This is a genomic window from Candidatus Arthromitus sp. SFB-mouse-NL (genome assembly GCF_000709435.1).
Classification (GTDB): domain Bacteria; phylum Bacillota; class Clostridia; order Clostridiales; family Clostridiaceae; genus Dwaynesavagella.
On sequence record NZ_CP008713.1, the window covers coordinates 1,286,231 to 1,302,177 of the forward strand.

General features: G+C 26.0%; 13 protein-coding genes. 8 read left to right on the forward strand and 5 right to left on the reverse strand.

The features are described 5' to 3' along the window. Positions 1 to 179: 179 nt before the first annotated feature. Both SFBMNL_RS06180 and SFBMNL_RS06185 read left to right on the forward strand, forming a co-directional pair. A complete protein-coding gene (locus SFBMNL_RS06180; RefSeq protein WP_042294860.1) occupies positions 180 to 3,161 on the forward strand; it encodes a vitamin B12-dependent ribonucleotide reductase in 2,982 nt (993 codons plus the stop codon). Between the two features lie 67 nt (positions 3,162 to 3,228). Further along, on the forward strand, positions 3,229 to 4,119 hold the full coding sequence (locus tag SFBMNL_RS06185; protein WP_005805477.1) for a hypothetical protein: 891 nt from the start codon (positions 3,229 to 3,231) through the stop codon (positions 4,117 to 4,119). Positions 4,120 to 4,122: 3 nt separating this feature from the next. Here SFBMNL_RS06185 and SFBMNL_RS06190 read toward each other — a convergent pair whose 3' ends face one another. Next, positions 4,123 to 4,440, reverse strand: coding sequence for a hypothetical protein (locus tag SFBMNL_RS06190; protein ID WP_042294862.1), 318 nt, complete (start codon positions 4,438 to 4,440; stop codon positions 4,123 to 4,125). Positions 4,441 to 4,487: 47 nt separating this feature from the next. Here SFBMNL_RS06190 and SFBMNL_RS06195 point away from each other — a divergent pair, with 47 nt between their 5' ends. Together SFBMNL_RS06195 and SFBMNL_RS06200 are read left to right on the forward strand one after the other, a co-directional pair. Beyond that, a complete protein-coding gene (locus tag SFBMNL_RS06195; RefSeq protein WP_007440801.1) occupies positions 4,488 to 4,958 on the forward strand; it encodes an Lrp/AsnC ligand binding domain-containing protein in 471 nt (156 codons plus the stop codon). 90 nt (positions 4,959 to 5,048) lie between these two features. Next, positions 5,049 to 5,249 (forward strand): DUF378 domain-containing protein, encoded by a 201-nt coding sequence (locus SFBMNL_RS06200; RefSeq protein WP_005805470.1) that lies wholly within the window; start codon positions 5,049 to 5,051, stop codon positions 5,247 to 5,249. 32 nt (positions 5,250 to 5,281) lie between these two features. On the opposite strand, the gene SFBMNL_RS06205 is transcribed toward SFBMNL_RS06200, so the two are convergent. Further along, the gene (locus SFBMNL_RS06205) at positions 5,282 to 7,036 is read right to left on the reverse strand and encodes a hypothetical protein (RefSeq protein WP_007440020.1); all 1,755 of its coding nucleotides are present in this window, start codon (positions 7,034 to 7,036) and stop codon (positions 5,282 to 5,284) included. Between the two features lie 22 nt (positions 7,037 to 7,058). Beyond that, positions 7,059 to 7,784: a lysophospholipid acyltransferase family protein gene (locus tag SFBMNL_RS06210; RefSeq protein ID WP_007440021.1), complete on the reverse strand. Its 726-nt coding sequence runs from the start codon at positions 7,782 to 7,784 to the stop codon at positions 7,059 to 7,061. Between the two features lie 162 nt (positions 7,785 to 7,946). Between SFBMNL_RS06210 and SFBMNL_RS06215 the strand changes: the two genes are divergently transcribed. Next, positions 7,947 to 8,783 carry a ComEC/Rec2 family competence protein gene (locus tag SFBMNL_RS06215; RefSeq protein WP_005805465.1) on the forward strand — a complete coding sequence of 279 codons (837 nt, stop codon included), beginning with the start codon at positions 7,947 to 7,949 and terminating at the stop codon, positions 8,781 to 8,783. 63 nt (positions 8,784 to 8,846) lie between these two features. Continuing rightward, positions 8,847 to 10,283 (forward strand): glutamate--tRNA ligase, encoded by a 1,437-nt coding sequence (gene gltX, locus SFBMNL_RS06220; protein ID WP_042294865.1) that lies wholly within the window; start codon positions 8,847 to 8,849, stop codon positions 10,281 to 10,283. Positions 10,284 to 10,296: 13 nt separating this feature from the next. Here the strand turns inward: gltX and SFBMNL_RS06225 are convergent, their stop codons facing one another. Then, the gene (locus SFBMNL_RS06225; protein ID WP_005805461.1) at positions 10,297 to 10,989 is read right to left on the reverse strand and encodes a ribonuclease H-like domain-containing protein; all 693 of its coding nucleotides are present in this window, start codon (positions 10,987 to 10,989) and stop codon (positions 10,297 to 10,299) included. A gap of 164 nt (positions 10,990 to 11,153) precedes the next feature. Here SFBMNL_RS06225 and SFBMNL_RS06230 point away from each other — a divergent pair, with 164 nt between their 5' ends. Both SFBMNL_RS06230 and feoB read left to right on the forward strand, forming a co-directional pair. Continuing rightward, positions 11,154 to 11,390, forward strand: coding sequence for a FeoA family protein (locus SFBMNL_RS06230; protein WP_042294867.1), 237 nt, complete (start codon positions 11,154 to 11,156; stop codon positions 11,388 to 11,390). A 4-nt stretch (positions 11,391 to 11,394) separates the two neighbouring features. Then, positions 11,395 to 13,158 carry a ferrous iron transporter B gene (gene feoB / locus SFBMNL_RS06235; protein ID WP_042294869.1) on the forward strand — a complete coding sequence of 588 codons (1,764 nt, stop codon included), beginning with the start codon at positions 11,395 to 11,397 and terminating at the stop codon, positions 13,156 to 13,158. 419 nt (positions 13,159 to 13,577) lie between these two features. Here the strand turns inward: feoB and SFBMNL_RS06240 are convergent, their stop codons facing one another. Beyond that, a complete protein-coding gene (locus tag SFBMNL_RS06240; protein ID WP_042294871.1) occupies positions 13,578 to 15,926 on the reverse strand; it encodes a GH36-type glycosyl hydrolase domain-containing protein in 2,349 nt (782 codons plus the stop codon). Between the last annotated feature and the right edge of the window lie 21 nt (positions 15,927 to 15,947).

Genomic DNA, 15,947 nt, shown 5'->3' on the forward strand with positions numbered 1-15,947 from the left:
TCTCCTATATATTCTTTATCTTAAATTTATCAAATTTCAACTTAAAAATAATTTCTATAATTTTACCTTCTTAAATTATTTTTTTCAATTAATTTATTTATCCAAACACTTTTTATTAATTTATCATATATGATTTTTATGATAAAATATTGCCACGTTAATTTTTAAAGGTGGTTATTATGGAAAATATTGATAATATTTTTAAAAGATATTTTACTCAAAGTCTTGAAAATAACAAAACTAAAGATGTTTTTAGTTTGTTTAAATGGAAAAAAGTAAATGTTCTACTTAAAGACTATAAAACAGGAAATACAATTTACGATATGAAAAACTTAGAATTTCCCGATCATTTCTCACAAACTGCTTGCGATATAATAGCTACAAAATATTTTAGGAAAAGCGGTGTTCCAAATGATTGCGGAATGGAAAATTCATTCAAAATGGTAGTACATAGACTTGTAAATTTTTGGATATCAGCATTAAAAGATCAAAAGTTAATTAAAACCGATCAACAAGAACAAATATTCTACGATGAAACTGCCTACGCACTAATTGATCAAAGATTTGCTCCAAACTCACCACAATGGTTCAATACAGGTCTTGCATTATCTTACAATATAAAAGGAGAACCTCAAAATACCTATTACTACGATATAAACGAAAAAAAAGTTGTTAAATCAATAGATTCATACACAAGAACTCAAGCATCTGCTTGCTTTATTTTATCAATTGAAGATAAACTTCTAGGTCCTCATTCTATTTCTGAACAATACATAACAGAAACTAAATTATTTAAATTTGGATCAGGGACTGGGACAAACTTTTCAAATATAAGATCAATAGGAGAAAAACTATCTGGTGGCGGATCTTCCTCAGGTCTTATGAGTTTTTTAAAAGGCCTTGATAAAAATGCAGGTGCAATAAAATCAGGTGGAACAACAAGAAGAGCTGCAAAAATGGTTTGTCTTGATTTAGATCATCCTGAAATAGAAGATTTTATAAAATGGAAATCTGTTGAAGAAGATAAGGTACGTGCATTAGTAAAAATGGGGTATGATGGAACATTCGAAGGGGAGGCATATAACACAGTATCAGGACAAAATTCCAATAACTCAGTAAAAATAAAAGACGAATTCATGAAGAAAGTTGAAAATCTAAATAATGATCCTGATTCTAAAGTTATATTAAAAGGAAGAATTGATTCCTCAGTAGATAAAGAGATCAATACTAAATATCTGTGGGATATATTTAATGAAGCTTCTCATAAATGTGCAGATCCAGCTCCACTTTTTGATGATACATTCAATGCCTGGCACACTTGTCCTGCTGGTGAAGATGGTGTATATAACGCAAAATATAATAGGATAAACTCTACAAATCCTTGTGCTGAGTATGCATTTTTAGATGATACATCTTGTAATCTCGCTTCGATAAATGTACTAAAATTTTACGATGAACATAACAAAATATTTAAAATAGATGAATACCTACATATGATTAGGATTTCTCAATTAATTCTCGAAGCATCAATACATTTTGGACAATTCCCAACAGAAGATATAGCAAGAAAAACTCATATGTTTAGAACGACAGGACTTGGAATATGTAACATTGCATCATTACTTATGATTATGGGAATACCTTATGACTCTGATGAGGCAAGATGTTTTACATCAAGTATAGTTGGTATATTAACAGGAGAAAGCTACTTCATATCATCTATTATGGCAAAAGAAATAGGGGCATTCGAAAAGTATAATATTAACAAAAAATATATGTTAAAAGTAATTAGAAATCATGCACGTGTTGCTGGATATTTAAAAGATTCCTTTGAAGGATTAAATTATACTCCAATGAAAGTTGATCATGATCTATTAAATAAAATGGAATTAAAATACATATCAACATGCTTAAAAAACGTCTGGAAATCTGCCTATGATTCTGGAGAAAAATATGGTTATAGAAATGCTCAAGTATCAGTAATTGCTCCAACAGGAACAATTTCATTTGCAATGGATGCTGCATCAACATCAATTGAACCATTTTTCTCACATATAGTTTATAAAAAATTATCTGGCGGAGGACATCTAACCCTATCAAATCCAATGATTGCATCTGCTCTTAAAAATTTAAAATACACAGATGAACAAATCAAAGATATATTAGCTTATATAGAAAAAACTGAAACTGTTGAATCCAATGGATTAAAATATGAAAAATTATCTGATGGGAAAATTGAAGGTGCTCCTCATCTAAAACAAGAACATATAAATATATTTGATACTGCAAACACATGTGGAACTGGTGTAAGATTTATATCTCCAGAAGGACACGTAAAAATGGTTGCATCAATCACCCCACTAGTTTCTGGTTCAATATCAAAAACTATTAATCTTCCAAGCAATTCAACAGTAGAGGATTTTAAAGAGATGACAATGTTAAGTTGGAAACTTGGAGTAAAAGGAATTTCTCTATATCGTGATGGAAGCAAATTTGCACAACCACTCAATAAAAATTTAGAAAACATTAGTGATAGTGACGACTTAGAGAATTTAAATTACAATGAACTCCTAATACTATCTAAAAACATGAAGGAATCGTTAAAACATAATCCAAAAAGAAATAAACCAATTGGGATAAGAAGTGGTACAACCCATCCAGCTGAAATTGAAGACATAAAAATATATACTACTGTAAATAGAAATACAAACAATGAAATATGTGAAATTTATATAACAACAGATAGAGAAGGTACTATCATAATGGGGTTATTAAACTCACTATCTAAATCCTTATCTGTGATGCTACAACACAAGGTTTCTCCTCAAGATATTTCATCAATGCTTAGAGGTCAGAAATATGAACCACATGGTTTTGTGAAAAAACATCCTTACATAAAACACGCATCATCAATATCCGATTTAATATCGAAAATAATTGATATAGAATTAAATGATTACAGATTTTGCCAAGTAAAACCTTCTGATTACCCAAATGATAATCATACTGATGAATCCCTAAATTCAGAATTTAAATTAGACTCATCAGATTACAAAAAAATTTATAATAAAATATGCTCTAACTGCTCAAGTGTAAAGATGTTCAAAAATGGTACATGCTATGTATGTAGTGATTGTGGTTCAACAACAGGATGTAGCTAAAGTATATTAGTATAATTTAATAAATTTATAAATATATTAAATAAAAACAATATCTAAGGATTTTATCATGTCAAAAACTTTCCTAAAAGGAATGTATTACGTACCTAAAGATAGTAATGAAAATCCATATTCTATTTTGAAAAATGCAAACAAAAACAATCTAAACTTTATAATAATTGAATACAGTAATAAATATCTGTTCAACGATTTATCTAAAGACAAATTTTCTAAACTCACCTATATACAAGATAAAATCAGCTCATTTGAAAAAAAATATAGAAATACTGTAGGTATAATTTGCTTTAAATGCCATTCAATTATGGGTCCAATTAGGATATTACTATCGAAAAGTATATTTAAAGGAGAAGTATTTAAACTTAAAAATTTCTATTTATGGTGCTATTTAAATAACCCAACTTTAATACTATCAAGCAATAATTTCACACAAATAGAAAATGAAAACATAAAAAAATATTTTACTTTATATAATGATAACTTCATAAAGACTGTAGATAACTACTTACAATTGTTAAATATAGGTATGAAAATAACTCCAATATATATAAACAACGGGTTTATCTTTATAAAAAATAAATCCAATGATATATTTGATTTCAAAAATTTAAAGCAATATATAACTTCACAGATTAAAAATGGAAATTTTTATATATCAAATTCAGATAAATTATACTTAAATTACACTCTAACTAACTCAAGTCATGATAATAAAAGATATCTTTCTTTAGATATCAAATTAAATAACACTAATTTTTTGAATCAAAAACTAATTCTACTAAATAATGAACATAACTCTATAATTAATCAAAATCTATACAACCTTAAAAATATATCCTATAATATTGATATAAAAAAAGGTGCAAATAAGTTTTTTATACTTAGGATTTTATCCCACAATAACTTATTTGCACTAACTTCTCCAATTTATACTAACTTTTAAAAATTAACCTTTATTTTTTATTCTATTAGGTTTTACCTTAGGTTTATTTTGCATGACTTTATTGTTTTTATTCCTTAACCTCTTTCTTCTATTATCAACAAAGAGGTCAACAAACCAAAGTATTAAAACAAAATATAGCCATTGAATTATATACATAACAAAAGTTGGTACTTTTAAGAAAAGTGAAACTACACAAAGGCTTATTCCTAAAGATAAGATTAACCATGCATTAACCTTAATATTTGATAGCACAAATATTTTTAACAAGTTATATGTAATTAAACTAAATAAAATAAATACTACAATACTTAAAAAATTCATTTTATATCCTCCTAATTTATATAATTCACAAAGGAAGTGGTAAACATTTGAACTCGCAAGTTTTTAACAATTTAGACAAATTGGATTTAGATATACTCGGTATACTTATCAAAGATTGTAAAACTCCATATCTTGAGATAGCTAGAATGTGCCATGTTAGTGGTGGAACCATCCATGTTAGAATGAAAAAAATGGAAGATATGGGTATACTGCTTGGATATAATTTATCATTAGATTTAACAAAACTTGGTTTCGATATATGTTGTTTCGTTGCTATATACACAGATAGTACATCATATATCCAAGATGTAATAAATGATCTCCAAAATATAAATGAAATTACAGAGCTCCATGTAACTACAGGAGATTTTGAAATCCTCACAAAAGTAATTTGTAAAAATATTGAACACCTACAAGACATGCTTGTAAATAAAATTAATAAGATTAAAGGAATTAACCGAACAAATACATTTATATCATTAATCCAAAAAATTAATAGGAATGTACTTTTAGGTTAATATTATTTTCTGATCTCTCAAATATTTAAAATTATTTTAGACAATACTAATAAATATAAATAAACTTATATTTTAAGAGAGGGTTGAAAAATGAGTAAGTTCCTAGATAGTATACTACTGTCAATCGTATTAATTGGTGCTCTTAACTTAGGATCCATAGGATTATTACAATTTGATTTTATTTCTTATTTGTTTGGAAATTTTACATTTGCTACAAGATTAATTTTTTGCTTAATTGGCTTATTTGCTATGTACTCTATAAAATTTATTTTTGAAATATTTAAAAGGTAATTATTGGGAAAACCAAATTAAAGAGTACCTCCTTAATTTGGTTTATTTCTTATTAAATCAAATAAATCTAATGCTGCATTCTTAGGACCATCTTTTTCCATACCATCTATAGCTAGACAAGTCTTAAGTTCTCCTACCTTTACCTCAAATTCAAACATCTTTTCAAAATATTTATTAAGTAAAATATCTGTTTCGTTTTGTTTTTGCATAGGTCCAAATGGATTTGCAAAATAAGAAGATACCAATCCCTTTTCATGTGTTGTACCTTTTGCAAATCTATTACCATCTCTAAATATTTTTATTATATCTTTTATTTTATCCTTACTATATAATTTAATCGTACTACCACTTGCTTTTTCATAATTATTTGCATATAGAATAAAATCAATTTTGTTGCCCATTATAATATCACGATAGCTAGAAACAGGCATAACAAGTCTTGCATTAGTTTTATCTGGATTCATAAATATGCTTCTATCAATTTCCTTAAATGCATACCCCTGATCTAAATCATCAAGTCTTACAAAAGCCCCTATTTCAGTACCATACCCATAAATTCCATCTTGAGCAATCTTTAAAACTCCCATATCATCAAATATTACTGTCATGTCAGAAATATATTCTTCCCCAAGGCTCCTAAAAGCTTCAAGTGATTCTGATTTACCAGCCCCTGAATCTCCAACAATTACAATATTTGATGATGTTCCATCTTTTAAAGTTATAGAAACCATAGCTCCATGAATTGGTAGATATCCCCTTTTAATCATAACCAAATTATGAAGTGTTAAAGTCATCTTTTTTAAATATCCAAAATAATCAACATCTTTGCTATAAGTAACGAGTCCCACCATCATATTATTTTCTCTATCATCATAAAAAACTGTTTTATGCTCAATTTTCTTATCTATAGTCAAGTCTTCTGCACCATAAACATACATTATATCTGGATTTCTTCCAACATACTCATCCCTATTTGACATTTCAAATAAATTAGATAATGCTATCCCATTAGCCATAAAATCTTTATGAAAATAAATAAATGCCAAAAGTTCCCCAACCTTCGCAGGATAGCAAAACCAATTTTCATTATCTATTTCACAGTTCCTAAACGGATTCTCAAATACTTCCGTAAAAGATCCACTCCTTGTATTTTTAGTTGGATATGAAATAAACGGAGTTTCTAATGAAATTGTATCTATAAATTTTATATCTTTGACCAATTCATAATTATCTAATTTCCAACTGTAATCATTCAATACAATAGATGCATTATTACCTGACTTTAATTGCCTATAAACCAATGGTACTTTTGATGTAACAGAGTTTTTTACTTTACGATAAAGTTGCATTATTAAATTCGTAAATTTTGAATTAGCATCGACAAACCCAAGTTTTATAATTCCATCCCCAACAGAAGTTTGAGTGAGTATTGTATACCTCTCAAGTTTTATCCAGTAAGAATAAAAGTCTTCTATAAAATTATCAAAACTATATTTATCCTCAAGAAGATGACAATATCTAACCCTCATATTGATAACCTCTTCTCTCTCAAATATAGTTAAAAGTTCTAATATTTTTATAAGAGACATAACAAATTCATCTAAATCTTCTATCCCTCTTAAAAAATACTTGTATATACTATCTTTTCTAGTTATCTTCTTATTTAAATAGTGAGTCAATACCTTTTTAAATCCATTGCTCTCAAGTACATCTTCAAACGTACTACAATACTTTTTAGTAAAATTCATCATTACTTTATCATTGCTTATAGAAAATTCTTTAATCATAGTAATTGCCTCCATATAAAATTTATTTAAGCTGCTTATATACCTCATTCATTCTATCACGAACTATAACATGTAAATTTCTAAGTTCATCAGAATCTAAAGAGTGTATGTCTATAGGATCTAGTATACGAACTTTTACGTTTCCATCTCTAATCATATTATTATTATCTTCATAAATCTCCCTAGTACCATACAACACCATCGGAAGAATTTTTACCCCAGATTTAAAAGCAAGTTTAAAACTACCTTTTTTAAATTCCTCAATTCGTCCTGTATTATTCCTCTTTCCTTCTGGAAACACACACATACTGGTTCCACTTTTTAATACTTCAATTCCCCTATTTAACTCAATTATAGAAGACCTATTATTATTTCTATCAATAAAGATAGATCCAGCAGTCCTCAACCACTCACTAAATATTGGAACTCTTGATAATTCAATTTTTGAAACAAAACAAATTGGCTTAGGAAAAGATTTTATTACAGTTGCAATATCTGCTATTCCTAAATGATTCGAAACAACTAAATACGTTTCATTTAAGTTAATTTTATCTTGTCCAATAATATCAAAATCTATTTTCGCACTTTTATAAAATATTTCTGAAAATAATTTACAGGATTTTGTAAATAACTTAGTAAATTTTTCACTATCATTGTACTTTTTAGACTTCTTAAAACTCCTTAAATTTAAAGTCATAAAAATATAATATTTCACATAAGCAGTCCAATAAAAAAGTATTTTATACAAGTTTTATCCCTCGCATTTTCTTTTTAAAAATATTTATTTTTATATTATATTAATTAGATATTAATTTTTACAAGTAATTTTTTATTTTGTTTTCAATGAATAATTTAATATAAACTATGAAAAAATTTTTAAAAATATACTAAATATATACGAGGTAAAGTTATGAAAAAGATAAAAAAATTCTTACTCTTTATACTACTTCTTTTTCTTATTTCATGTTCAAATAAAAATACAAAAGACTCCTTCAATCTCTTCTTTTTCGATGTTAATCAAGGAGATTCTAGTTTAATCAACTATAAAAATGTATCAATTTTAATTGATACAGGAGAAAAAGAATTTATTGATAATATTATAGACATTATCAAATCTAAGAATATCAAAACGCTTGATTATGTAATACTCACACATGATCATTCTGATCATTCATCTGGATTCCCTAAAATTTACAAAAATTTTAAAATAAATAATATAATCTTACCTGAAATTCTTAAAGATGAAACTTTTAATGAAGTTAAATCTTTAATAAAAGGTTCCGAAACTAAATTATTATACATTAACAAACCAACCACACTAACCATAAAAGATGATTTTACTATCAAATTCCTACGTGATTTTTCCAAACCTATAGAAGAATTCAACGATTCATCCCTTGTATTCCAAGCTTCAGTCAAAAATTTTGATGTTTTATACACTGGTGATATTGAAGAGAATGGACAACTTGATATTTTGAACATGAACATAGAAAGTGAAATATTGAAGGTACCTCATCATGGAGCCTATAATAATGATAAAAATAATGTCAAAAAATTTATTGAAAAAGTTAATCCTTATATATCTATCATTAGCGTTGGAAATAATTCATATGGACATCCCAATAAAAACACTCTAAATATCTTAAATGATATAAATTCTAAAATATTAAGAACAGATGAACTTGGAACTATTATTATAAACTGTGATCTTAAAAATAATACACTAAGCATAAATACAATTATTTAGTATTTAACGTTTTATTTTTTTTGTGTATAATTCTTATATAAATTTTTATGGAGGTAATGCTATATGGTAAGAACACGTTTTGCTCCAAGCCCTACTGGATATATGCACATCGGAAATCTAAGAACGGCTTTATATACATATTTGATTGCTAAAAAAGAAAATGGTAAATTCATTTTAAGAATTGAAGATACAGATACCGAAAGACTTGTTGAAGGAGCAATCGAAATAATTCTTAATGTTTTAAAAGATACTGGTCTTAATTACGACGAAGGACCTGATGTCCCAGGTAATTATGGACCTTATATACAAAGTGAACGTAAACATTTATACGAAGAATATGCTGAAAAATTGGTAAAAGATGGCCATGCTTATTATTGTTTCTGCACAAATGATAGACTATCAAAATTAAGAGAAGAATCAAGTAAAAAAAATGAAATATTTAAATATGATAAACATTGTCTCCATTTAACTAATGAAGAAATTAAAGAAAATCTATCCAAAAAAATTCCTTATGTAATAAGACAAAATAACCCAACTCATGGTATTACTACATTCAACGATATTTTGTACGGTGAAATTAGTGTTCCAAACTACGAACTTGAAGATATGATACTTCTTAAAACTGATAAAATGCCAACGTATAACTTTGCAAATGTAATTGATGATCACTTAATGGAAATTACACACATAGTTAGAGGAAAAGAATATCTTTCATCTGCACCAAAATACCAAAGACTTTATGAAGCATTTTCTTGGAAAGTACCAACATACATACATTGTCCTCATATCATGAAGAATGAAACAGAAAAACTTTCAAAAAGAAATGGAGATGCCTCATACAATGATTTAATATCCAAAGGATATTTAAGTGTGGCAATACTAAATTATATTGCTCTGCTTGGATGGAGTCCTGAAAATAATGAAGAATTTTTCACTCTAGATGAACTTATCGATAATTTCAATTATAAAAACATATCAAAATCATCATCAATATTTGATATTAAAAAACTTACTTGGATGAATTCTGAATACATCAAAAAAATGAATAAAGATAAATTTTATAATATAGCAACTAAATATTTAAAAAATCTTCCTCCTCAAATAGATAAAAAACTACTGTGTGAAATGATTCAAAATAGAATTGAAATATTATCCCAAATTCCTGAAATGATAGACTTTTTAATACATATTCCAAATTATGATTTAAGCATTTTTGAACATAAAAAGATGAAAACTACTATTGAAACATCTAAAAATATTTTAAAAGACGTACTTCCTATTTTTAGAAATACAAATGATTATTCTATAGAAAATTTAAATTCACTAATCAATAACTATATAAAAGATAATTCTTATAAAAATGGTTTTGTATTATGGCCAATAAGATGTGCATTATCTGGTAAAAATTCAAGTCCTGGTGGTGCTACAGAGCTTGCCTACCTACTTAAAAAGGAAGAAACATTAAATAGACTAGAAAATGCAATAAACAAATTATCATGAAAATAAAGAGGACTTACAAATCATCTTGTAAGTCCTCTTTAATATCTAAAATATATTTTTCAATCTTTTTCCATCTAACGTATATATAAAACAAATTAACTACATCATCTAAATTATAGTTTAATATCTTTTTAACCTTATCTTCTGGTATCCTATTTATATAATCATAATCTTTGACAATCTTTGCAAATGTCTTAGCAATAGTAACTCCACTCATAAGTTCATTTTTTCTATCAATACCAGCTATCTTTTCCAAATTTTTAAGACCTATGTTATCTTTATTATTTGAAATTTTAGAAAATTCCTTCTGTAAATCAATCTCTTCAAAATAATTCTTTATATCAAAATCCACATTATACTGATTAAAAAGATAATTTATAACAGTAAAATCATTATTTCCAGAAAACGTTATAATATATTTTTTACTAAATTCTAAATACATCTTCTTAAAATAATCTTTTGCCAGCAAAAGCAAAGTATGTATTTCATATTTGTTTTCTATCATATACTGAGTAACCTTCAATTTCTTAAGGTCATCATCATAATAGCAACACCCAAAAACTCCTATACAAATAGGTTTCTTATACACATAGTGTTCCAAATCAAAATAAATAGCATGTTTATACACCTCAATATCTACATCTCCATTCAAAACACTATCTATGTCAAATTCCTCAACATCGCAATACTGCTCCAATATCCTCATAAAAATTACCGCTCATTTCTCTTCACAGATTACCTTTACTATTATAAAATTAAGATAATAATAAAACAATATAAATTTAAAATATTTAATTTGTATTATATCTACATTATTAAAATATATTTGTTAATTATAAAACTTTTTTATTTTATTATAAGGAGGATTATATGAAAAATTTTAATAAAATATTAGTTGGTGAATCATATAAAATTGAAGATATATTATGCAATACTCCTATAAAAAAACGTCTTAATTCACTCGGTATATTAAAAAACTCCTCTATCGTTATATACGAGAAAATACCATTAGGTGGCCCTATAATAATTAATGTTAATGGATGCAACATAGCATTAGAAAAAAAAATATTCAATACTCTAATTCTTAATAAACATATAGGAGAATAACTTTATGAAATGTTCTTTGATCGGAAATCCAAATGTTGGTAAAACAACTATATTTAATATATTAACAGGATCAAATCAAAAAATTGGTAACTATCCTGGTGTAACAGTTCAAAAAAAAGTGGGTAAAATAAAAGATAATATAGAATTAATAGATCTTCCTGGCATATATTCTTTAGACTCACTTTCGATTGAAGAAAAAATATCACTTGAATATCTAAAAACCGAAAAACCCGATTTAATTATAAATGTTATCGACTCATCAAATTTATATAGAAATTTATTTTTAACCCTACAATTAAAAAGTTTTAATATTCCTATGATATTAGTTCTTAACATGATTGATATTGCAGAGAAAAATAATATAATAATAGACACTAATAAGCTATCCCTACAATTTAATTGTAAAATATTTGCTATTAATGGAAATAAAAAAAGTAGCACAAAATCTCTTAAAAATTTTATTGAAAATTATCAACCTATAAATATTAAAAACGACGAAATCAATAAAGATGAATCATATGATAAAATTTATGAAGAAATAGATTCAATTTTAAAATCCTGTCTTAAAAACAATAAATATATAGGAAAAAATAAATCCGAATATATAGATAAAATCATTTTAAACAAGTATTTATCATTACCAATACTTATCATAATTTTCTATTTAGTATTTAAAATAACCTTCTCTTGGGTTGGCGGACCTTTATCAGATATATTTTCTAATTTGATATCAAATAAATTTATTCCAACAATTGAAAATTTACTATTATCTTCATCAAACCTAACTAAATCATTTATATTAGATGGTATTATAAGTGCAGTTTCTACTATTATATCTTTTCTTCCAATAATACTATCAATGTTTATATGTTTAACATTTTTAGAAAGTTGTGGTTATATAGCAAGATCTGCAGTTTTATTAGATCGATTTATGGGTATATTCGGACTATCTGGTAAAGCATTTTTACCTATGCTTATGAGTTTCGGATGTACTGTTCCTGCTATAATGGCAACTCGTACATTTGAAAATGACAACGATAGAAAAACTTCTATATTTCTATTACCTCTCATAAGTTGTAGTGCACGACTGCCTGTTTTCTTATTATTCACAAACATATTTTTTAAAGAACATAGAGAGATTGTAATATTGTTCCTATATGTACTAAGCATTATTCTTGCTATAATTATTGGTCTCATAATGAAATCATTTTCTAAAAAGAATTATTCAGGAGAAGTTTTTATTTTAGAACTTCCGAATTATAAACTTCCCTCCCTATCGTATATTTTTAAAGAATCTCTAAATAAAATTTCTTCATTCTTTAAAAAAATAGGTACCCTTATACTATCAATATCAATAATAATTTGGTTTTTATCTAATTTTAATATTTATGGATTTTGTTCTGTTGAAGATAGTTTCTTATACTCTATAGGTACATATATTTCAAAAATATTTATCCCACTAGGATTTGGTTTTTGGCAAGCAGCCGTGTCACTAATAACTGGATTAATGGCAAAAGAATTTATAATAAGTTCTATGGGAGTTGCATTCGGATTAAATTTACATGAAATCCTTCCAACATTTTTCAGTGTACAATCATCAATATCTTTCTTAGTTTTCGTACTATTATATACACCTTGTATTTCTGTATTGTCTACAGTAAAACATGAATATGGAATGAAACTTACAATTATATTAACAATATATCAATTCCTATTAGCATACTCCGTATCATTTTTTGTATTTAATATTATAAATTTATTTTGGTGATAAAATGGAAAAATTAATTATAATAACAATAGTTACCTTAAGTTTTATTCATGTTTTAAAAACAATTTTTAAAAAAGATACTTCTTGCAAAAATTGTAATAAATCCTGTAAAAAAAATGATATAATAACAAAAGTTGAAAAAAAGAGATAAAATTTATAAACAATTCATGAGGCATTTTATATACCTAAAAATATCATAAATACTAAATTAAAATTTTTTAGCATTTAATTATTCCACAACTTCCACATATTTATTCACATATTTTCGTTAGTATATTGTTATAATCTATCAAATTCAAATATCTATCCTATGTTTTTAGGTTAAAATAACTAAGTTATACACATTATGTTGTTAACTATGTGTATAACTTTATATTATTCATGTTAATATATGTTGATATTTAAAATAAACTTATTTTTTAATACTTTAAATAAACTTCAACATTATATTCCTTATTTTTCTTAATATCTTTTATAATATTCCCAATTATTTTCTCTCCATTTACATAAATCTCCAAATTATTAACCTTCATACGTTTAAAATTTATGTTAAATTTTGATCCCCTATATTTTTTTATTATTGAAAACTCATTCCAATCTTCAAAAGGTTTTGGATCTATCAAAAGTCCTTTAATATTTCCTCTAACTCCTATCACAAAATTTGTTATAATCCTATGGAACCAAACAGATGATCCAGTATTAAAGCTCCAGTTTCCCCTACCAAAATTAACAGAATAGTCTCCCTCAACACTTGATGGCATAACGTATGGCTCTATCTGATACAAATCAATTTTATCATTCTTCTTTATTGGATTTATATTATCTACTATCTCTTTTGCAATATCTAATCGATTAATTAAAATAAATGCGAGTATTCCCCACATACATGAATGATAATATATAGAACCATTTTCTCTTATCCCTTCTGCATATCTTGTTATATACCCTATACTCTTATTTAAATTATCATATGGAGGATCCAAAATCTTCAATCCAAACTCTGTATTCAATAATTCATATACCTTATCCATTATATATATTTTTCTATCATCATCACACACATCACTTATTACTCCAAAAACTTGAGGAAGTAAAAATATCCTATGATCATCATCACAACAACCTATTTTTATATCCCTAGATATACCTCTTAAATACCATTTACTATTAAATCCAAAATTATTTATTGAATTCTTCAAAAGTTCACTATAATATGTAATTTTATTTATAAAAAATAAATCACCCATGATCTCACATATAGGTTTAAACTCTATTAAAATTAAATAAAGAAACTCACTTACAAATATACTATCTCCATCAAAATTGCTTATAGCATCATTCCAATCATGTTTTAAAATTAATGAAAGTCCTCTATCACTCAAATTCTTTAAAGAATATTCTATACTCCTCTTTAAATGATTATATAAACTTTCCTTAATAAAACTATCTAAATATCCTAAATTCTCATTTAAAATACTAAAATCAGATGTTTCATTTATGTATATTATTGTTATATATACAAGCCATAGATGATCATCGCTTGAATTTGTATCTAACCCGCACCTAGATTCATCCAAAAAATAATGTATAACTCTTCCATCTATAAATTCCATATTCCCATGCTCCAAAATCTGTTTCCTAGTCAACTCACTCTTACTGTTTAAAAATATCATGGAGTCCTGAAGATGATCTCGAAATCCAATTCCTTTATTTATTTGATAATAAGATCCTTTCCCCAAAAATCTGCATGAAATAGTTTGATATTTACACCATATATTAACCATAAAATCTATACTTTTATCAGGTGTAGATATGATTTCATCATCTATAAACTCCCTCATATAATTTTTAAAATTAACAAATTCATAAATTATATCATCAATAGATTTATATTTAATAAGTAATTCTCTAAGTTCAGCTTCCGATTCGCATATTCCCATATAAATAGATGTTTCTTTTTTATCACATGGATTTAAGTTCAAATATATCTGAATACAAGATACCATATGAAAATTTTTCCCAGATTTATTTGACAAATATTTCTCATTAAGAGACTTTGGATTTTTAAGAGAATTATACATACCTATAAAACTTTCTTTACATGTATCATAAGAAACTACTTCATCCAAAGATGTCATAAAAAATATATATCCGTATTCTCTGTTGTTACAATGTCCATATTTATCCATTACTCCCCAAAATGTTTTATTAAATATAATACTATTTAATTTTGTATCAAACCTACTTTTCATAAATAACTTATCAAACTCTTTATTCTCCTCAGGGAAATTTGATAAATATAATTCGGCATAACTAAATATACTTAATCTTCTATAAGTGTCCGATAAATTTTCAAGCTCTAGTAAATAAAACTCTACTCTGTCATCTTTTGATAAAAAAACCTTCAATGTAGACCTAATACCATTATATGTATGAGTAAAAATGGCATATCCAATTCCATATGTAACTGTATAATCATCTCCACATAAATCAAGGGGCTTATATGTAAACCCCCAAACATCCATTGTATCCTCATCTCTTATATAAAAATATTTCCCAAAATCATCAAGTATTGAGTCTTGAACAAATCTTGTAATTCTATTTTCAATAGAATTTTTCCCCCAAGAATATCCTCCACCTGTTTGAGTTACCAAAATCGAATAATTTCCATTACTTATTATATTACTCCATGGTTTTGGGGTTCTTGGATTTGTTATTTTATATTCATACCCATCGTTTGAAAAATAACCATACTTACAGGAGAACATACAAACTACACTCCACTCTAA

Coding starts and splice junctions, on each gene's coding strand:
- SFBMNL_RS06180 (WP_042294860.1), top strand. CDS start 180: ATGGAAAATATTGATAATATTTTTAAAAGATATTTTACTCAAAGTCTT.
- SFBMNL_RS06185 (WP_005805477.1), top strand. CDS start 3,229: ATGTCAAAAACTTTCCTAAAAGGAATGTATTACGTACCTAAAGATAGT.
- SFBMNL_RS06190 (WP_042294862.1), bottom strand. CDS start 4,440: ATGAATTTTTTAAGTATTGTAGTATTTATTTTATTTAGTTTAATTACA.
- SFBMNL_RS06200 (WP_005805470.1), top strand. CDS start 5,049: ATGAGTAAGTTCCTAGATAGTATACTACTGTCAATCGTATTAATTGGT.
- SFBMNL_RS06205 (WP_007440020.1), bottom strand. CDS start 7,036: ATGATTAAAGAATTTTCTATAAGCAATGATAAAGTAATGATGAATTTT.
- SFBMNL_RS06215 (WP_005805465.1), top strand. CDS start 7,947: ATGAAAAAGATAAAAAAATTCTTACTCTTTATACTACTTCTTTTTCTT.
- gltX (WP_042294865.1), top strand. CDS start 8,847: ATGGTAAGAACACGTTTTGCTCCAAGCCCTACTGGATATATGCACATC.
- SFBMNL_RS06225 (WP_005805461.1), bottom strand. CDS start 10,989: ATGAGGATATTGGAGCAGTATTGCGATGTTGAGGAATTTGACATAGAT.
- SFBMNL_RS06230 (WP_042294867.1), top strand. CDS start 11,154: ATGAAAAATTTTAATAAAATATTAGTTGGTGAATCATATAAAATTGAA.
- feoB (WP_042294869.1), top strand. CDS start 11,395: ATGAAATGTTCTTTGATCGGAAATCCAAATGTTGGTAAAACAACTATA.
- SFBMNL_RS06240 (WP_042294871.1), bottom strand. CDS start 15,926: ATGTTCTCCTGTAAGTATGGTTATTTTTCAAACGATGGGTATGAATAT.